The sequence below is a fragment of the Demequina muriae genome (assembly GCF_030418295.1).
GTDB lineage: Bacteria > Actinomycetota > Actinomycetes > Actinomycetales > Demequinaceae > Demequina > Demequina muriae.
Genome location: NZ_JAUHQA010000001.1, coordinates 858,769 through 876,875, shown reverse-complemented (window position 1 = coordinate 876,875; position 18,107 = coordinate 858,769). Strand labels below are relative to the sequence as shown.

The 18,107-nt window shown below is 70.7% G+C and carries 17 protein-coding genes; 14 read left to right on the top strand and 3 right to left on the bottom strand.

Annotation, left to right across the window (positions count from 1 at the left end):
* Positions 1-92: 92 nt before the first annotated feature.
* The gene (locus QQX02_RS04035) at positions 93-449 is read right to left on the bottom strand and encodes a GntR family transcriptional regulator (protein ID WP_301141376.1); all 357 of its coding nucleotides are present in this window, start codon (positions 447-449) and stop codon (positions 93-95) included.
* 178 nt (positions 450-627) lie between these two features.
* Between QQX02_RS04035 and QQX02_RS04030 the strand changes: the two genes are divergently transcribed.
* The 5 genes from QQX02_RS04030 (at position 628) to QQX02_RS04010 (ending at position 6,536) form a co-directional block, all read left to right on the top strand.
* Positions 628-2,214, top strand: a complete 1,587-nt coding sequence (locus QQX02_RS04030; protein ID WP_301141374.1) for an HNH endonuclease signature motif containing protein — start codon at positions 628-630, stop codon at positions 2,212-2,214.
* Between the two features lie 91 nt (positions 2,215-2,305).
* A complete protein-coding gene (locus QQX02_RS04025; RefSeq protein ID WP_301141373.1) occupies positions 2,306-3,097 on the top strand; it encodes a transglutaminase-like domain-containing protein in 792 nt (263 codons plus the stop codon).
* A gap of 27 nt (positions 3,098-3,124) precedes the next feature.
* Complete coding sequence (locus QQX02_RS04020; protein WP_301141372.1) at positions 3,125-4,366, top strand: glycosyltransferase; 1,242 nt, start codon at positions 3,125-3,127, stop codon at positions 4,364-4,366.
* Positions 4,363-5,529: a polysaccharide pyruvyl transferase family protein gene (locus tag QQX02_RS04015; protein ID WP_301141371.1), complete on the top strand. Its 1,167-nt coding sequence runs from the start codon at positions 4,363-4,365 to the stop codon at positions 5,527-5,529. Before QQX02_RS04020 ends, QQX02_RS04015 begins: the two co-directional genes overlap by 4 nt.
* A complete protein-coding gene (locus QQX02_RS04010) occupies positions 5,526-6,536 on the top strand; it encodes a lysylphosphatidylglycerol synthase domain-containing protein (RefSeq protein WP_301141370.1) in 1,011 nt (336 codons plus the stop codon). Before QQX02_RS04015 ends, QQX02_RS04010 begins: the two co-directional genes overlap by 4 nt.
* 49 nt (positions 6,537-6,585) lie before the next feature.
* On the opposite strand, the gene ocd is transcribed toward QQX02_RS04010, so the two are convergent.
* Entirely contained in the window at positions 6,586-7,617 is a 1,032-nt protein-coding gene (ocd, locus tag QQX02_RS04005; protein ID WP_301141369.1) for an ornithine cyclodeaminase, read from the bottom strand.
* A 161-nt stretch (positions 7,618-7,778) separates the two neighbouring features.
* On the opposite strand from ocd, the gene QQX02_RS04000 reads away from it, so the two are divergent.
* Both QQX02_RS04000 and QQX02_RS03995 read left to right on the top strand, forming a co-directional pair.
* Complete coding sequence (locus QQX02_RS04000; protein ID WP_301141368.1) at positions 7,779-8,225, top strand: Lrp/AsnC family transcriptional regulator; 447 nt, start codon at positions 7,779-7,781, stop codon at positions 8,223-8,225.
* A 102-nt stretch (positions 8,226-8,327) separates the two neighbouring features.
* Positions 8,328-9,302: an FKBP-type peptidyl-prolyl cis-trans isomerase gene (locus QQX02_RS03995; protein ID WP_301141366.1), complete on the top strand. Its 975-nt coding sequence runs from the start codon at positions 8,328-8,330 to the stop codon at positions 9,300-9,302.
* Between the two features lie 70 nt (positions 9,303-9,372).
* On the opposite strand, the gene QQX02_RS03990 is transcribed toward QQX02_RS03995, so the two are convergent.
* On the bottom strand, positions 9,373-10,890 hold the full coding sequence (locus tag QQX02_RS03990; protein ID WP_301141364.1) for a dolichyl-phosphate-mannose--protein mannosyltransferase: 1,518 nt from the start codon (positions 10,888-10,890) through the stop codon (positions 9,373-9,375).
* Between the two features lie 64 nt (positions 10,891-10,954).
* Here QQX02_RS03990 and rsmI point away from each other — a divergent pair, with 64 nt between their 5' ends.
* The 7 genes from rsmI to QQX02_RS03955 all read left to right on the top strand — a co-directional run bounded on the left by rsmI (position 10,955) and on the right by QQX02_RS03955 (position 18,106).
* Complete coding sequence (gene rsmI, locus QQX02_RS03985; RefSeq protein WP_301141363.1) at positions 10,955-11,806, top strand: 16S rRNA (cytidine(1402)-2'-O)-methyltransferase; 852 nt, start codon at positions 10,955-10,957, stop codon at positions 11,804-11,806.
* A gap of 109 nt (positions 11,807-11,915) precedes the next feature.
* Complete coding sequence (locus QQX02_RS03980) at positions 11,916-12,692, top strand: M15 family metallopeptidase (protein ID WP_301141361.1); 777 nt, start codon at positions 11,916-11,918, stop codon at positions 12,690-12,692.
* Positions 12,693-12,748: 56 nt separating this feature from the next.
* Positions 12,749-14,545, top strand: a complete 1,797-nt coding sequence (gene metG, locus QQX02_RS03975) for a methionine--tRNA ligase (protein ID WP_301141359.1) — start codon at positions 12,749-12,751, stop codon at positions 14,543-14,545.
* The gene (locus QQX02_RS03970) at positions 14,542-15,378 is read left to right on the top strand and encodes a TatD family hydrolase (protein ID WP_301141357.1); all 837 of its coding nucleotides are present in this window, start codon (positions 14,542-14,544) and stop codon (positions 15,376-15,378) included. The genes metG and QQX02_RS03970 overlap by 4 nt, the downstream gene beginning before the upstream one ends.
* Before the next feature lie 125 nt (positions 15,379-15,503).
* Positions 15,504-16,301: an aggregation-promoting factor C-terminal-like domain-containing protein gene (locus QQX02_RS03965; protein ID WP_301141356.1), complete on the top strand. Its 798-nt coding sequence runs from the start codon at positions 15,504-15,506 to the stop codon at positions 16,299-16,301.
* A 3-nt stretch (positions 16,302-16,304) separates the two neighbouring features.
* Positions 16,305-17,180 (top strand): 16S rRNA (adenine(1518)-N(6)/adenine(1519)-N(6))-dimethyltransferase RsmA, encoded by an 876-nt coding sequence (rsmA, locus tag QQX02_RS03960; RefSeq protein WP_301141355.1) that lies wholly within the window; start codon positions 16,305-16,307, stop codon positions 17,178-17,180.
* Positions 17,177-18,106 carry a 4-(cytidine 5'-diphospho)-2-C-methyl-D-erythritol kinase gene (locus QQX02_RS03955; RefSeq protein WP_301141354.1) on the top strand — a complete coding sequence of 310 codons (930 nt, stop codon included), beginning with the start codon at positions 17,177-17,179 and terminating at the stop codon, positions 18,104-18,106. Before rsmA ends, QQX02_RS03955 begins: the two co-directional genes overlap by 4 nt.
* Position 18,107 lies beyond the last annotated feature (1 nt).

The window sequence follows — 18,107 nt, the reverse complement described above, 5'->3', positions numbered from 1 at the left end:
AGGGCCGTCCCGTGAGGGGCGGCCCTTTCGTCTGCCCGGGTGCGATCGCTCGTGCTGACCGCGGGTCGTGAGCTGTCGGAGCGACGGGCCGGTCAGGCGCGGAGCGCATCGTCGACGAGGGCACGCGACTCGTCGTCAGGGAGCCCCAGGCGGCGCACGGTCGCGACGTACGCCAGTGCCGCCTGCTGCGCGGCACGTGCCGTGGCGTCACCGTGGGGGGACACGACGGTGCCGTTGCGGCCGCGCGTCTCGACGACCCCGTCCGCCTCGAGTTCACGGTAGGCGCGTGCGACGGTGTTGACCGCGAGGCCGAGCTCCTGCGCCAGGCGGCGGACGGGCGGCAACTTGGCTCCCGGCGCGAGCGTTCCCGCCTGAACGGCTGCGATCACTTGTCCACGGATCTGCTCATACGGCGGCGTCCCCGAGTCGGCGCTGAGGGTGACGAGCATGGTGTGAGACTACTGCGCGACTGGCATGACGTGCAGGGCGGCCTCGCGGGGGCGACGGCATGCGGACCAGGGTGGTCCGTTGGCTTGCGGTTGTCCCCAAGTCCCGATGCGCTTTGTCTCTCCACATATATCTGCCAGGCATTGTGGTGTGTCAGAGGGCGCTGGTTGACTTGTCTGCATGACCTCGACCGGGCAGCTTCCCGTCCAGTCGGCCGATGCGCCGGCGGGGCTCGAGGACGCCCTCGCGCAGGCGCGCACAGCGTTGAGCACGGTACGTGCGCTGGTGGCAGGCGAGGCGGCCTCTGGTCTCTCGGAGCGGGTGCTGCTCGACGTGCAGGCGGCGGCGACCGACGTCAAGCGCGACTCGGATCTGCTGTTGGCGGCGGCGTGCGCGGAGATCGCACGGCGGTCCTCGATCGATCTGGGTGCGACGGGTCTTGCTCGCAAGCAGGGGTTCTCGGAGCCGACCAAGCAGATTGCTGCGATCACCGGGGGGTCAAGGCGCGAGGCGGACCGGTTGATCCGTGCCGGGCGGGTGATGGCTGAGGCCGAGGAGCGGGCCCGACGTGCAGAGCAGGCAGTCGCCGCGGGGGAGGAGGCGACTGAACCTGACGAACCGACGTATCCGGTGGTGGCGGGGGCGCTCAGCGCGGGGCGGATCAGTGTGGATCATGCGGCGCAGGTCACCCGGATGCTCGACTCCGTGTCCGACGCCGCGACTCGTGACCAGGTGGCGCTTGCCGAGCGGAGATTGGTGGAGAGGGCGCCGGGGCTGAGCGCCGAGCAGTTCGCGCCGATCGTGATGCGCTGGCGTGACGGCCTTGTCGAGAAGGACGCCACGGAGAGGCAGCGGCGGCTCGCGAAGGAACGCTTCGTAGTGATCAAGGACCAGCCTGACGGTGCGGTGCGGATCTCCGGCATTCTCGACCCCGTCACCGCTGTGCCGATCCGTGCCGCACTGGAAGGGGTGGTCAAGGACGCTCTGCGGCGGCGCCGTGATGGCGACCCGTTGGCGGACGACGACCGGAGGCCCGGCCAGATCCGTGCCGACGCCCTGGCGACGTTTGCACGTCACATGCTCGGCTGCGACCAGGCGCCGATCGCGCATGCGACGACCAAGGTCATCGTCCGCATGACGCTCGATCAGCTGCTGGGGCTGGACCCTGAGGGTGCAGCGACGGTTGACGGCGCGGGGAGTGCGATCCCGGTCGGTGAGCTCCGGCGCGCCTCCGTCGATGCTGGCTACCTGCCGCTGGTCCTCGGTGGAGACGACGAGAAGCTCAACGTGGGTCGCGAGAAGCGCCTCTTCAGCCCCGCGCAATGCGTCGCACTTCTGGAGCGCGACGGAGGGTGTGCGATGTGTGGGGCACCGCCCAGCCATTGCGAGGCGCATCACATTGAGTGGTGGGACCGAGACCGCGGCGTCACGGACCTGTCGAACGGCGTGATGCTCTGCGTCGCCTGTCACCACACCATCCACCGCGACAGGTGGGGCGCGTGGGACATTCGTGCGAGCAACGAGGAGGTGTGGTTCACACCACCTGCCTCCGTCGACCCGGCACGGACGCCACGACTCGGAGGGAAGGCACGGTTCGGCATCACGGAACGAGACCGGCGGCAGCTCGACGCTGCCGGCGCCACCGAGTCGCCACCCCGGGAACACGGTCCTCCGAGCATCGAACCGCGGGCCGGGGACTCGCCCCTGGAGGAACCGCCATCGGTCGTCCGGCCGGATCCCGAGCTAGAGATCCTGCTGTTGTCGTGAGCGTCGCGCGCAGTGCCGGCACGAAGGATTCGTGCGGTGCCGGCAGGAGAGCAGTGTGCACGCCGTCACCGGCAAGTGAGACGATGCAGGCATGCGACGCGACGTGACCTCCTCCCTCAGCCTCTCCGCCTCCGGACCCGCACGCCTGGTGCTGTCCATCGCGGTGGCGGACAAGGAACGAGCCGAGGAGTCGCTAGTGGTGACCCAGGGGGGCCGGGAGCTCGCGATCACCGAGCTGTCGGACGAGCACGGCACGCGCCTGCACACGTGCGATGTCTCCGGGGGCGGCGTCGAGGTGAACTATCGCGCCACCGTTCACGGTCGGTCCGAGCCCGCTCAGGTCACCGAGATGGACCTCATCGAATACCTGCGGCCCAGCCGGTACTGCGAGTCGGACACCCTCACGCCCACGGCCGTGGCCGAGGCGGGTGGGCGCTCAGGGCTGGATCTCGTGTCCTTCGTGGGCAGCTGGGTGGGCACGCAGCTCGCGTACATCTCCGGCTCCTCCCGCCCCACCGATGGTGCGGCCGAGACGTACATGACCCGCCGTGGCGTGTGTCGCGACTTCGCCCACCTCGTGGTCGCGATGCTGCGCGCCATGGACGTGCCTGCCCGGCTGGTGTCGGTGTACGCGCCCGGACTGTCGCCGATGGACTTCCACGCGGTCGCCGAGGCCCTCGTCGACGGCGAGTGGTGGGCCGTGGATGCCACGACCCTCGCGCCGCGCCAGACCATGGTGCGCATCGCGACCGGCCGCGACGCCGCTGACACGGCCTTCCTCACGACGATCGGGGAGCCGCTCGACCTCGAGTCGATGGAGGTCACGGCCACGGCCGATGCGCTGCCCACCGACGACGTGCGCGAGCTCGTCCGTCTGGGCTGAGACGCCCCACCCACTAGCGTGGGCACCGTGGACGTCCTGGTGGTGGCATCGACCGTGCCCGCGCACGGTGAGGACGCCGTCCCGCGCTTCGTCCTCGATCAGGCGCTGTCGCTTGCGGCCGCCGACCCCACGCTGACGGTTCGCGTCCTCGCGCCTCATACGCCGTCCTCTCGGCCGCTGTCCTGGCCGCGGGCAGAATCGGCGGACGGCCGCGTCACCCAGGACCGGTTCCGCTACGCCCCCGCTCGGTTCGAGGTGCTCACCGCTCGCGGGATCATGCCGGCGATCGCGGCCCGTCGATCACTCGCTGCGGTGATTCCGACGCTCATCGCCGGCGAGCGCCGCGCCCTCCGCCGGGCCGTCGCCGCAAGGCGCCCCGACGTCATTTACGCCCACTGGTTCACGCCGCAGGCGATCGTCGCAGCCTCGGTCGCGCGCCGGGCCGGCGTGCCGTTCCTCTTCACCACGCACGCCTCCGACGTGGCGGTGATGCGCAGGCTCGGTCCGCTCGGCACGGCCATCGTGCGTCGCGTCACGCGCCGGGCGGCCGCGGTCACCGCCGTGAGCCGGCAGACCGCCGCCAAGCTGTTGGCGTTCTTCGACGGTGCGGAGCGCGAAGCCCTCGAGCGCGACATCGTGCTGTCGCCCATGGGCATCGTCACGCCGCCGCCCCCTGCGGCCGATGCGTCTGTCGCCGACCCTCACACCGTTGCCGTCGTCGCGCGCCTCGTCGAGAAGAAGGGCGTCCACGTCCTCCTCGACGCGTGGCCCGCTGTCCGTGCCGCGGTGCCCGATGCGCGTCTGCTGATCGGCGGCGACGGCCCGTGGCGGGAACGTCTCGAGCGGCAGGCAGCGAGCCTTCCCGGCGTGGAGTTCCGGGGGTATGTGACAGGAGACGCCAAGGCCGCGCTCGAGTCCGAAGCCGGGGTGGCTGCGGTGCCGTCAGTCGTCGCGGCGGACGGCGACGCCGATGGCCTGCCGGTCGCGGCACTCGAAGCGCTCGGTCGGGGCGCGGCCCTCGTGGTCAGCGATGCCTCGGGCGCTCACGAGCTGCTCGCCGCCACTCAGGCGGGCACCGTGGTTCCCGCGGGGGATGCCCCCGCCCTCGCGACCGCGCTCGTCGACGTGATGACGCGCACCGATCCAGAGCGTGAACAGGCGAGCACAGCTGCCCGCGACGTGGCTCGTGGCCTCACGTGGGAGGCGCTCGCGCCCGCCATGGTCGGCAGGCTGCAGGCCGCGGCGCGCGTGGGAGGATGGCGCGCGTGAACGTGCTGGTCGTGAACTCGGACCTGGCGGCGAACCGCGGGGACCGCGCGATCGCCGCCGGCCTGGTCGCGCTCGTGCGCGCACTCGAACCCGGCGCCCGCATCACTCTGATCTCCCAGCACGCGGACCGCGACCGCGACTGGTACGGCGTCGACGTGCTGCCGCAGAACATCCACTCGTTGAACCCCCTCGACCTGCTGCGCCTGATGAGGGCTGCACGCCGAGCGGACGTCGTGCTCTGGGGCGGCGGCGAGCTGCTGAAGGACTACACGAACCGTCTGGGCGTCTGGTACTGGGCCGTGAAGATGCGCTGCGTGAGCGCCGCCAACCCGCGCGTCGTCGGCACCTTTCAGGGCATCGGGCGCACGCGAGCGCGCTCCAGCCGTCGCCTGATCGCCCGCACCGTGTCCCGCACTCGCACGTTCCTGACCCGCGACGCGCAGTCGCGGGAGCTGCTCGAGTCCTGGGGAGTGCGGCCCGGCATCGTGACGGCGAGCTACGACTGCGCCGTCTATGCGGCCGATGCGCGGCCGGAGTCGGCGAGCGACGTCCCCTTCGAGCGCTTCGCGGTGGTCGCGCCCCGGCAGTGGTTCCACTACCGCGAGGGCGGGTGGCTGCCTCACCGGTGGCGCAGGGGACAAGGGCCGTCGGCGCAGTCTCGGTCGCTCGCGACCACCGTGGTGAGCATGGTCGACGCACTGGTGGAATCGCACGGCGCCGTGGTGCTGGCCCCCATGCACATGGGCGAGGACCCCGCCTATGCGCGCGAGCTGCGGGACCGGGCGGCGAGACCCGACCGGGTCCATGTGCTCGATGGCGACGAGCTGGGTCCGGAGGCGCTGCGGTCGGTGATCGCGCGAGCCGACGTGATGGTCGCCCTGCGCCTGCACGCCGGGATCGTCGCCACCTCCGTGGGCGTTCCCACGGTGACGTACTACTACGTGGACAAGGGCCGCCTGTACGCCGAGCAGCTGGGCGCGCAGGAGTACACGCGCCCCATCGAACGACTGCTCGAGCCCGATGCGCTCGCCGACCTCACGGCCATGGTCGCCGCGGTCGAGGCGGACGGCGAGCAGCGCGCCCGCACCCATGAGCGCATCGGCGCCATGCGAGAGCACCTGCGTGACGACCTTGCGGCGGCGCTCGCGGCGGCGAGGTCATGACCGGGGACATGGACGCCGACTCGGCGCCGATGGCCGACCGCGCGTCGAGCACCCCCGGTCGTCCTCGACGCCCGGCGGTCACCGTGGTCAAGGCGCTGTTCTACGCAGCGATCGTCGTGGCGTTCGGGTGGTTCGTGTGGGCCATCGACTGGGCGGAACTGGACGGCATCAGCCTCGGCTGGGGCTGGATCGCCGCGGCGACCGCGCTCGCGCTCGCGTTCCGTTACCTCGGCGTGGTCGTGTGGCGGGTGGTGCTGTCGCGTCTGGGCGCTCGCCAGCTGCCGCCGATGCGGGTGCTCTCCGACATCTATGCGCGGGCGTGGCTCGCCCGCTACATCCCTGGCACGGTGCCGTGGATCGCGAGCAAGATCTATCTCGCGGCGGAGCAGGGCATCTCGAAGTCGCGACTGGCGGTGTCGACGCTCGTGGAGGCCGCGGCGCAGGTGGTCGCGGTCGGGACGGTGTCGCTCGCGCTGCTCGCTCTCGACCCGCGCATCGGCGAGGTCTCCTCCGCGCTCCGGCTGGTCGTCGCACTGTGCGCGATCGCCGGGTTCGTCGCGATGACGCCTCCGGTGTTCAACCGTCTGCTCGCGCTCGGCTTCCGCCTGCTGCGTCGCGGCACGCCGTCCCCCGTGGGGTGGCCAGTCGTGCGCGATTCTCTGGCACTGTATGGCGGCGGCGCCCTGCTCTCCGGACTCGCGTACGCGCTGCTGATGCGTTCGGTCGTCCCCGAGGTGGGCGCGGCGGACCTGATGTTCCTCGTGGGCGCGTTCGGGTTCGCCGGAGTGGTCGGCATCCTCACGCCGCTGGTGCCCAGCGGACTGGGAACCAGGGACGCCACGCAGCTGGTGCTCCTGCTGATCGTGCTGCCTGCGCCCACGGCAGCTCTCGTGGTGCTGCTGAGCCGGGTGTGGTCGGCTGCGGTGGACCTGCTGTTCTGGGGGATCGCGGCGCTGGCGGCGCGAACCGGCCGGCCCACGCCGCCAGCGGCGACCCCTCAGAACTGACTCAGCAGCTGAGGCTCAGCACAGGTGCAACCTCAGCGCAGGGTGCGCCTCAGTGCGTGAGGATCGGCGCGACGGCGAGCGAGAAGAGGTCCTTGGGGTCCTCCGGCTCGGCCACGATGTCGATCTCCTCGACCCAGTGCGTGCCGGCGACGGAATCGCGCAGGTACCGCAGCGCTGAGAAGTCCTCCATCGCGAAGCCCACCGAGTCGAACACCGTGATGTCCGCATCGGCGGTACGGCCTGCGGCAGCCCCTGCGAGCACGTCCCACAGGGCCGAGACCGGGTGGTTCGGCGACAGCTGCTGAATCTCGCCCTCGATGCGCGTCTGCGGCTCGAACTCGACGGCGATCACCGCGGCGCGGCGCAGGATCTCAGGGTCGAGCTCGGTCTTGCCGGGGCAGTCGCCGCCGATCGCGTTGATGTGGGTGCCGGGCGCGACCATGGAGGCCTCAAGCACGTGGGCGTTCGACTTGTCGGCCGTGCACGTGGTGACGATGTCGGCTCCTGCGAGGGCGTCCGCCGCCGACGACGCCAGGTGAACGTCGAAGCCCAGGGCGCGGGCATTGCGCTCGAACTTCGCGAGTGCCGCCGGGTCGGTGTCCCACACGCGCACCGTGTCGATGCCCAGCGCGGCACGGACCGCGATCGCCTGGAACTCCGACTGGCTGCCGGCTCCGATCAGTGCGTGCACTCGGGAGTCCGGTCGCGCCAGAGCGCGGGCCGCGACGGCGGAAGTGGCCGCCGTGCGCAGGGCCGTCAGCACCGTCATCTCGGAGATCAGCAGCGGGTATCCCGTCGCGACGTCCGCAAGCATCCCGAAAGCGGTCACGGTCTGCAGGCCTCGCGACGGGTTGGACGGGTGCCCGTTGACGTACTTGAACGCGTAGAGGGAGCCGTCGGACGTCGGCATGAGCTCGATGACGCCCACGGGGGAGTGGGAGGCGACCCTGGGGATCTTGTCGAACCGACGCCAATGCAGCAGGTCCTGCTCGACCGCCTCGGTCAGCCCGGCGATGATCCGCTCCGGTCCCGCCTCGGATACCCACGCCCGCATCTGCGGAACCCCTACGAACTGCACCATGTCGCCCTCCCAGACGTCGCAATCAGGCCTCGACCCCTTCGTCTAGTCGCCTCGTCACCCCAGTGTGTCAACCAGATCGTGCGAAAGTCTTGACTCAGGCGCGGGTCACATGCGTATTCTCAAGGCTACGCGCAGGAATCCGGCGAAGCAGGGAGGCCTTGATGGCCATCGATGACCTCGACAGGAGCATCCTCGCACTTCTGAGGGACGATGCTCGGGCCAGTTATGCGGAGATGGGCGACCGGGTGGGGCTGTCGCCTTCCGCGGTGAAGCGCCGCATGGATCGGATGATCGCCGACGATGTGATCCAGGGCTTCACGGTGCTCATCGACCCCGAGATCGACGGTCGCTCGACAGAGGCCTATGTGGAGCTGTTCTGCCGCGGCACGGTGGCTCCGCATGAACTGCGACGAGTCCTCAGCGGGATCCCCGACGTCGACGAGGCGTTCACGGTCACGGGCAGCGCCGACGCGATCGTCCGCATCCGCGCGCGCAATCCTCCTCACCTCGAGGTGGCACTCGAGAAGGTGCGCCTCGCCCCCCAGGTGGATTCGACGCGTTCCGCGATCGTGCTGTCCCGCCTGTTCGGGCCTCGCGGCGTGGATTGAACCCGGGAACGATTCGCGCGCCCCAGGGGTTGACCGAGTGCGTCCCGGCCGTGGGATACGGTGGCGGACGGCTTTTTTCCCCCAATCGAGGAGTACTTCAGCGTGAAGAAGCACCTGCCCATCGCCGCCGTCGCAGCGGCCACGCTCGTCCTGGCGGGCTGCGCCTCCGGGACTGACGACGAGGCGAGCGCGTCTCCCAGCCCCACTGACGGGGCCGGCGGCACCGAGACCACCGAGTTCGGGAACGCCCAGGACGTCGCGATGCTCGACGAGATCACGTGGGAGGAAGACGGTGACGGCATCCCGACCCTGACGGTCGAGACCCCCAGCACGATCTCCGGCACCGCGACCCGCATCGTCGAGGACGGCGACGGCGCCGCCGTCGAGTCCGGCCAGGTCGTGACCGTCGACTACACCATCACCTCCGGCACCGATGGCTCTCAGCTGTTCTCGACCTACGAGTCCGACGCACCTGAGTCCCTGCTCGTCTCGGAGACGTCCCTGGAGCCCGCGCTGTACAACGCGCTGGCTGGATCGTCGGTCGGCTCGGACGTCATCTTCGCCACGATCGACCAGACCGCCACGGACACTCCGAACGCGGCGATCTATATGGCGATGACCATCACGGATGTGATCGATCCTCTCGACCGCGCCGAGGGCGAGGCTGTGGACCCCGCCGAGGGCCTTCCGACCGTCACGCTCGACGAGGCGGGCGTGCCGTCCGTCGAGGTCGGCGACGCCGAGATGCCCACCGAGCTGGAGGTCCAGCAGCTCATCGAGGGGCCGGCCGATGGCGAGGTCGTCGAGCTCGGGGACACCGTCATCGCGCACTACACCGGATGGATCTGGGACGGCGAGCAGTTCGACTCGTCCTGGGACCGCGGCGAGCCCACGCTGTTCGCGTTCCAGGAGGGCCAGCTCATCGAGGGCTGGACCCAGGGCCTCGCGGGCCAGACCGTCGGCAGCCAGGTACTGCTGGTGATCCCGCCGGAGCTCGGCTACGGAGAGCAGGAGTCCGAGGCGATTCCCGCCGACTCCACGCTCGTGTTCGTGGTCGACATCCTCGCGGTGGCGTAGCCCCGCACCACGACGAACGCCAGCACGCCGGCGACCGCCCCACACGGGTGGTCGCCGGCGTTCTGCGTTGTCACACCCAGCTGGGCAGCCACATGTGGAGCTGCCAGTACTCGAACGGGATGGGCACGCCCGTCCAGATGGGCGTGAAGAAGCCGGCCATGAGGAGAGCGGCCGCGACGAACGCGCCCACCAGCAGCGAGCCGCGCCGTGACCACTCCCCGCCCAGCCGTTCCGGCCGTGCCACGCGCGCAAGCCCCCACACCAGCAGCAGCACCATGAACGGCGCGATCGACACGGTGTAGAACCCGAAGATGGTGCGGTGCGCGTAGGGCAGCCACGGCAGCCATCCGGCGAGCACGCCGACGGCAAGCGTCGCGGCGAGCATGTCGCGGCGGCGCACGACTCGCCACAGCGCGTACAGCAGGACGAGGACGCCCGCCCACCAGATCATCGGGTGCCCGATCGCGTGGATGGCGGTCACGCACCGCTCGGCACCGCAGGCGGCGTCAGGAGCATCGTCGAAGTGAAACGCCGTGGGACGCCACTGGAGCAGCCACAGGAAGGGGTTCGACTCGTAGTTGTGCGGGGAGTCGAGGGTGCGGTGGAAGTCCCACATCTGGTGGTGGTACTGCACGAGGGACCGGAGCGAGTCCGGCAGCCAGGTGACGCCTTCCCCCGGGTGCTCCTCCGCCCACCGGCGCCCGTAGGACTCCTCCGCACGGAACCAGGGCAGCCAGGAGGCCAGGTAGACCGCAGGCAGCACCGTCACCGTCACCAGGAAGGCGGGGACGGCGCGGATGAAGCCACCCACGAACCAGCGCTCGACGCCTGCCTCGCGCCGGTCCACCATGTCGCTCACCACGGACATCACCAGGAAGGCCGCCATGAACCACAGGCCCGACCACTTGACGCCCACCGACAGCGACAGCGCCACGATCGCGGCGAGCCGCCACCACCGGATTCCCGTGCGTGGTCCCGCACCGGCGAGCAGGCTTCCTGGTGCCTGGCCCCGCTCGGCTCGTGCCGCATCGGCTCTCGCCGCGAGGCGTTGTCGGGTGCGGCTGCGGTCCACGACCAGCAGTGCGAAGCCGACCACCACGAAGAACGTGAGGTAAATGTCGAGCAGCGCGGCTCGCGACAGCACCACGTGGACGCCATCGATGGCCAGCAGCACGCCCGCGACCGCGCCCCACAGGGTCGAGTGCAGGAGGTGCCGCGCCACCAGCGCCACGATGACCACCGTCGCAGTTCCGAGCAGCGCGCCCATGAACCGCCACCCGAAGGGAGTCGGCCCGAACAGCTCGATCCCGACCCCGATCAGGAGCTTGCCGATCAGTGGGTGCACCACGTAGTCGCCCGCGGGCGACAGCTGCGAATAGTCGCCGTTGGCGAAGTCCTGGTTGTCGCCACCCCAATCGCCCTCGAACCCCAGGGTCACCAGGGAGTACGCGCCGCGGGCGTAGAACACCTCGTCGAACACCAGATCGGTGGGGAAGCCCAGGCCGAGGAATCGCATCATGGCGGCCAGCAGGCCCACGCCTGTGGCCATGAGCGCGACGCGCCAGCGCCACAGGGTCTCGAGAATCACAGGCGTCAGCCTAATTGGGCGGGGGCGCACGGGAGCGATGTGCGCGCTGTGGGACTCTGGAGCCATGACTGGACGGATCGTGCTCGCGGCGACGCCCATCGGCAATTCCGAGGACGCCTCGTCACGACTGCGCGACGCTCTCGCCCACGCGGACCTGATCGCGGCCGAGGACACCAGGCGCCTGCGCGACCTGGCCCGCCGGCTCGGCGTCGGGCTGACCGCGGAGCTCGTCGCGGTGCACGATCACAACGAGGCGGACCGCGCGGCGATGCTGGTCCAGCGTGCGCGCGAGGGCGCGGCGGTGCTGGTGGTGTCCGATGCGGGCATGCCCACGGTGTCCGACCCCGGTTTCAGAGTGGTCGAGGCCGCGGCGGCCGCCGGCGTCGAGGTGACGGTGCTGCCCGGTCCGAGCGCGGTGCTCACAGCCCTCGCGCTGTCCGGGCTTCCCACCGACCGCTTCTGCTTCGAGGGCTTCCTGCCCCGCAAGGCAGGGGAGCGCTCGCGGTCGCTGGCGGCGCTCGCGACCGAGCCGCGCACCATGATCTTCTTCGAGGCGCCGCACCGGCTCGAGGAGACGCTCGCCGCGATGGCGCAGCAGTGGGGGGACGAGCGTCCTGCCGCGGTGTCCCGTGAGCTCACCAAGACATACGAGGAGACACGCCGCGGGTCCCTCGCGGAGCTCGTGGCGTGGGCGAGCGCCGACGCACCGCGCGGCGAGATCGTGATCACGGTGGCCGGGCGACCGGCACGCGCCGCGTCGATGGACGAGCTGGTCGCCGAGGCGCTCGTGCGAGTCGCCGCCGGCGAGCGTGCGAAGGACGCGGTCGCGGACCTTGCCTCCACCGGTGGCGTGCCCCGCCGGGAGCTCTATGCGGCCGTGCTCGCGGCGCGAGCCGAGGACGCCCGTGGGACGTGACCGCCCGGCTCGGCGCAGCCGTCCCGCACGCGCGAGGCCGCGGAACCGTCGCCCGGCCACCACTGTCGCGGTCATCGCCCTCCTCGCAGTCGCGGGGGCGGCGGCCGGCGTGAGCCTCGCCTCCGCAGACGTGAGAGACGCGGCGATGTCCGCCCTGGGCGTCAGCGCCGCCGAGACCAGCCCTAGCCCCGGCGACGTCTCTGAGGCCGCCGCCCGCGCATCGGCCGCCATCGACCCCATCACGGCGCCTTCCCAGGCCCAGGACGTCCCCACGCCGCGCGTCTCGGTGTCGCCCGGCCTCGACATGGACCTGCATTCCCTCGACGACCCCGCGTCCCCGTGGGTCGTGGTGAACAAGTCGCGCGCCATCGATCCCCTGACATGGGCGCCACCCGAGCTGGACTCCGACGGCGGCGCGCCCATGGTTCCCGAGGCGTCGGCGGCACTCGGCGAGATGAGAGCGGCGGCGGCCGATGCGGGCGTCCCTCTGGCGGTCGGCACGGGCTACCGCGCCCACGGCTTCCAGGAGTACCTCTACGGCGACTACGTGGCGCGATGGGGACGCGACCGCGCCGATCGATTCTCGGCCAGGCCCGGCTACTCCGAGCATCAGACCGGGTGGGCCGTCGATGTCTACGGCAGCGCGGCATGCCGGTTGAAGGCCTGCTTCGCCGACGAGCCCGCGGGCGAATGGGTGGCGGCCCATGGCCACGAGTACGGATTCATCGAGCGGTACCCGCAAGCCACCGAGGACGTCACCGGATACAAGCACGAACCGTGGCACCTGCGGTACGTGGGAGTCGAGCTCGCCACCGAGATGCGCGAGCGCGAGATCGCGACCATGGAGGAGTTCTTCTCTCTCGACCCGGCGCCCGAGTACGGGTAGCGCGCGCCCCCGGGCCCCCGCATCGGCCCCTCTGAGCGGTCACTAGGATGGGCGCCATGTCTCACATCCTCTCTGCAGTCGCATGGCCGTATGCCAACGGTCCGCGCCACATCGGCCACGTGGCCGGATTCGGCGTGCCCTCCGATGTGTTCAGCCGGTACATGCGCATGGCAGGCGAGGACGTGCTGATGGTGTCGGGCACCGACGAGCACGGCACCCCCATCCTGGTGCAGGCCGAGGGCGAGGGCGTGAGCGCGCTGGAGCTCGCCGACCGCTACAACCGGGTGATCGTCGAGGACCTGGTGTCGCTGGGGCTCAGCTACGACCTGTTCACCCGCACCACGACGGGCAACCACTACAAGGTCGCGCAGGCGATGTTCAAGGCCGTCCACTCGAACGGCTACATGATCGAGCAGACCACGCGCGGCGCCATCTCGCCGTCCACCGGCCGCACCCTGCCCGACCGCTACATCGAGGGCACCTGCCCCATCTGCGGCTACGACGGCGCGCGCGGCGACCAGTGCGACAGCTGCGGCAACCAGCTCGACCCCGTCGACCTCAAGAACCCCGTGAGCCGCATCAACGGCGAGACCCCTCAGTTCGTCGAGACCGAGCACTTCTTCCTCGACCTGCCGGCCGTCTCCGAGCAGCTCTCCGAGTGGCTGGGGGCTCGCAGCGGCTGGCGTCCCAACGTGCTCAACTTCTCCAAGAACCTGCTCGCCGACGTGCGCCCGCGAGCCATGACGCGGGACATCGACTGGGGCATCCCCGTGCCGCTCGAGGGCTGGGAGGGCAACCCCAACAAGCGCCTGTACGTGTGGTTCGACGCCGTGATCGGCTATCTCAGCGCGTCCATCGAGTGGGCGCGCCGCGAAGGCGAGCCCGACGCCTGGCGCCAGTGGTGGAACGACCCCGAGGCGCTGTCGTACTACTTCATGGGCAAGGACAACATCACCTTCCACTCGCAGATCTGGCCCGGCGAGCTGCTCGCCGCGAACGGACGCGGGGCCAAGGGCGGTTCGCTCTCCGAGTTCGGCGACCTGCAGCTGCCCACCGAGGTGGTGTCGAGCGAGTTCCTCACCATGGAGTCGAACAAGTTCTCGTCCTCGCGCGGCCACGTCATCTACGTGCGGGACATGCTGTCGCGGTACCAGCCCGATGCGCTGCGCTACTTCATCGCGATCGCCGGACCGGAAACGTCGGACGCGGACTTCACGTGGGCCGAGTTCAAGCGCCGCACGAACGACGAGCTGGTGGCCGGCTGGGGCAACCTCGTCAACCGCACCGCGTCGCTGCTCAACAAGAACGTGGGCTCGATCCCCGCGCTCGACGATCTGCAGGACATCGACCGCGCCGCGCTCGCAGCCTCCGAGGCCGCCTTCGCGCCGATCGGCGAGCTGGTCCGTCACCACCGCCAGCGCCAGGCCGTGTCCGAGGCCATGCGCGTGGTGGGGGACGCCAACAAGTACCTTGCGGACACCGCGCCGTGGAAGCTCAAGACGGAGGACCCCGCGCGCATGAAGACCGTGCTGGGCGTCGCCGCTCAGCTGGTGTCCGACGCGAACACCATGCTCGCGCCGTTCCTGCCGCACTCCGCTCAGAAGGTTCACGAGGCCCTCGGCGGCGAGGGCGTGTTCGCGCCCATGCCGCAGATCAACGAGGTCGACGACCTGGACCTGCCCGACCGTCACTACCCGGTGATCCAGGGCGACTACTCGGCGCAGCAGGGCACGTGGGGCCGACGCATCGTCCAGGCGGGGACCGCGATCCCCGCGCCGTCGCCCATCTTCACCAAGCTGGATGACGACATCGTCGAGGCGGAGCTGGAGCGCATGCGCTCCGGCGAGGCGTGACCCGCAGAGGGGTCTGGCCCGCGGCGCCTGCGCCGCTGCCTGGGCCCATCGTCGACAACCACTGCCACCTGGACTTTCCCGCGGGGGATGAACCGCGCTCGGTCGAGGACCGGCTTGCGGAGGCGGATGCCGCTGGCGTGACGCGCGTGGTGCAGATCGGCTGCGACCTCGAGTCGGCCCGGTGGACGGCCGATGCGGTCGCGCGCTTTCCGCAGATGGTCGGGGGGGTGGCGCTGCATCCGAACGACGCGGCGGTGCTCGCGGCCGAGGGAGCCTACGACGAGGCCTTCGCCGAGATCTCCGAGCTGGCGCGGGGAGAGCGCATCCGGGTGGTGGGGGAGACCGGCCTGGATTACTACCGCACGGGTCCCGAGGGCCGCGGCGCACAGTTGCAGGCATTCCGTGACCACATCGCGCTGGCCAAGGAGCTGAACAAGCCTCTGCAGATCCACGACCGCGACGCGCATGCGGACGTCATTGACGTGCTCATGGCCGACGGAGCTCCGGAGACCACGGTGTTCCACTGCTTCTCGGGGGACGCTGCGATGGCGCGCCTGTGCGCCGACCGCGGGTGGTACCTGAGCTTCGCGGGGACCGTCACCTTCAAGAACGCCTCACTGCTCCAGGCAGCCGCGGCGGTGACACCGCTGTCGCTGACGCTGATCGAGACCGACTCGCCGTTCCTGACTCCCCACCCGCATCGGGGCGCGCCCAACTCGCCCGCCCACGCGGCGCATACCGTCCGGGAGATCGCGCGACTGCATGATCGGCCGCTGGAGGAGATCTGCGCCGCAGTGTGGGACACGTCGCATGAACTGTATGGTCCCTGGTAAGTGTGGGTGGAATGTCCCGTTTTGGGACCATTCTGTGACAGTCCGGCTGGCATCTGAGCACCCGGATGTGAGATAACAGTCTGGTAACGCACGCGACGCGCGCGTATGAAAGGACCTTCTCTCCTGTGAGCTACCGACGCACGACGCCCGCTGAGGGCGGACGCCGCGACCGCCGCGAGCGCACCGCCGTCCGCATGCGCCGCACCCACGCCGCTGCCGCGACCCTTGCCCTGGGAGCCTTCGCCGTGGGCTCGTTCGCCTCCGTGGGCGTGAATGCCTGGGCTGCCGACGAGGACGCCTCCGCGAGCCAGGCAGTGGCCAACGAGTCGATCGCCCCCGTCTCCGCTGCGGCCGCCGACCTCGAGGTGGTCGTGCGCACCGAGGAGGTCGAGCTCGACCACGGGTCGGTCGAGGAGAAGGACTTCGACGAGATGGAGGGCACCTCCACCGTCGTCACCGAGGGCAAGGAAGGGACCGCCCTCGTGAGCTACACCGTGACCCTGAAGGACGGCGTCGAGGTCGAGCGCGACGAGGACATGCGCGTGGTCGTCGAAGAGCCGGTCGATGAGGTCGTCGCAGTGGGTGCCCGCACCGCACCGACGATTCCGACCACGACCAACGCAGGCGCCAACCGTGCCCTCGGCCGTGAGCTCGCCGCTCAGCGAGGGTGGACGGGCGATGAGTGGAACTGCCTCAACGCGCTGTTCACCAAGGAGTCGAACTGGCGCCACAACGCCCAGAACCCCTCCTCGAGCGCCTACGGCATTCCGCAGTCGCTGCCCGGTTCCAAGATGGCCTCGGTCGGCTCCGACTGGCGCACGAACCCCGCGACGCAGATCACGTGGGGCCTGAACTACATCAGCGGCCGCTACGGCACCCCCTGTGGCGCCTGGGGCCACTCCCAGTCCCGCGGCTGGTACTAGCGCGTGGCGGACCTGCTCGGCCCGTCTGATATCCGCACCCTCGCCGAGACCCTCGGCACGTCCCCCGCGAAGAAGTGGGGCCAGAACTTCGTCGTCGACGCCGGTACGGTGCGCCGCATCGCTCGCATCGCCGCTCTGGGATCCGAGGACCACGTGGTCGAGGTCGGTCCAGGCCTCGGCTCCCTGACGCTCGCCCTCCTCGAGACGGGCGCGACCGTCACCGCCGTCGAGATCGACCCGATCCTCGCGGAAGCGCTGCCGCGCACCGTGGCTGAGCGCGCATCGGCCGAGTCCACTCGATTGACCGTGCTGCAGGCCGATGCCCTGATCGTCACCGATCTCCCCTTGCCGCCGACCGCGCTCGTGGCGAACCTGCCGTACAACGTGTCGGTGCCGGTGATCCTTCACCTGCTCGAGCACTTCCCGTCGATCGAACGGGTGCTGGTGATGGTGCAGTCGGAGGTCGCTGACCGGCTCGCTGCCCCGCCAGGATCCCGGACCTACGGCATCCCGTCCGCGAAGGCCGCGTGGTACGGGGCCACCCGACGTGCCGGCGGAGTGGGGCGCGCCGTCTTCTGGCCCGTGCCCCGCGTGGACAGCGCCCTGGTGCTCATCGAGCGACGGGAGCCGCCGGAGACCACGGCGACCCGACGAGAGGTCTTCGCGGTGATCGACGCGGCGTTCGCCCAGCGCCGCAAGGGGCTGCGTGGCGCGCTCTCCGGCATCGCCGGGTCGGCGGCCGCCGCCGAGGCTGCGCTGCGTTCCGTCGGGATCGAGCCCCTCACGCGAGGGGAGCAGCTCGATATCGTGGCGTTCGCCCGCATCGCCGAGGCCCTGGCCGCCACTGACCCGCCCACCTCTGACATGGTGGAGGCATGACCCGCTCCGTCACCGTACGCGCCCCAGGCAAGGTCAACCTGCAGCTGTCGGTCGGGCCCGTCCAGGTCGATGGGTATCACCCGCTCGCCACGGTCTTCCAGGCAGTCGACCTGTACGAGACGGTGACGGCGACCCCACGCGAGGACGACGCGATCGTGCTGACGGTCGGAGCCGCGAGGGGCGCGGACGTAGACCTCACGGCGGTCCCCCTCGACGCCACCAACATCGCTGCGCGCGCCGCACTGGCGCTCCGGGAGGCCTTTGGCGTCAGTGAGGGCGTCGACCTCGACATCGTCAAGGGCGTGCCGGTGGCCGGCGGGATGGCGGGCGGCAGCGCCGATGCGGCGGCCACGCTGCTCGCCTGCGCCGAGGTCTGGGACCTCGGGGTGTCGCGCGCTCAGCTCGACGAGATCGCGGCCGGGCTGGGGGCGGACGTGCCCTTCGTGCTTCACGGGCACACCGCTGTCGGCCTCGGTCGCGGCGATGACATCACTCCCGCCATGTCGCGGGGCCGGTTCCACTGGGTGCTCGCCACCCAGGCGCAGGGGCTCTCGACGGCCGAGGTCTACCGGGAGTTCGATCGCATGGTGGCCGACGGCGAGCGCGAGGCGGCCACCCCGGCCATCAGCGATGCCATCATGGTGGCGCTCGTGGCCGGCAACGCGGAGGCGTTGGGGGACGCTCTCGTCAACGACCTTCAGCCCGCGGCACTGTCGCTCGCTCCGCACCTGCAGTCCGTCATGGACGCGGCGCTCGAGGCGGACGCCCTGGGCGTGATGGTCTCCGGCTCAGGTCCCACCGTCGCCGCGCTCGCGCGGTCGCGACAGCACGCGCTCGCGATCGCGGCGCACCTCACGGTCTCCGATACGGCCGATGCGGTGGTCGCCGCCTCCGGGCCCGCGCCCGGCGCAGTCCTGGTGACATAGC

What these genes read in the sequence shown, in the direction of transcription:
- QQX02_RS04035 (WP_301141376.1), bottom strand. Translation starts at nt 449, where the DNA reads ATGCTCGTCACCCTCAGCGCCGACTCGGGGACGCCGCCGTATGAGCAG.
- QQX02_RS04030 (WP_301141374.1), top strand. Translation starts at nt 628, where the DNA reads ATGACCTCGACCGGGCAGCTTCCCGTCCAGTCGGCCGATGCGCCGGCG.
- QQX02_RS04025 (WP_301141373.1), top strand. Translation starts at nt 2,306, where the DNA reads ATGCGACGCGACGTGACCTCCTCCCTCAGCCTCTCCGCCTCCGGACCC.
- QQX02_RS04010 (WP_301141370.1), top strand. Translation starts at nt 5,526, where the DNA reads ATGACCGGGGACATGGACGCCGACTCGGCGCCGATGGCCGACCGCGCG.
- ocd (WP_301141369.1), bottom strand. Translation starts at nt 7,617, where the DNA reads ATGGTGCAGTTCGTAGGGGTTCCGCAGATGCGGGCGTGGGTATCCGAG.
- QQX02_RS04000 (WP_301141368.1), top strand. Translation starts at nt 7,779, where the DNA reads ATGGCCATCGATGACCTCGACAGGAGCATCCTCGCACTTCTGAGGGAC.
- rsmI (WP_301141363.1), top strand. Translation starts at nt 10,955, where the DNA reads ATGACTGGACGGATCGTGCTCGCGGCGACGCCCATCGGCAATTCCGAG.
- metG (WP_301141359.1), top strand. Translation starts at nt 12,749, where the DNA reads ATGTCTCACATCCTCTCTGCAGTCGCATGGCCGTATGCCAACGGTCCG.
- QQX02_RS03955 (WP_301141354.1), top strand. Translation starts at nt 17,177, where the DNA reads ATGACCCGCTCCGTCACCGTACGCGCCCCAGGCAAGGTCAACCTGCAG.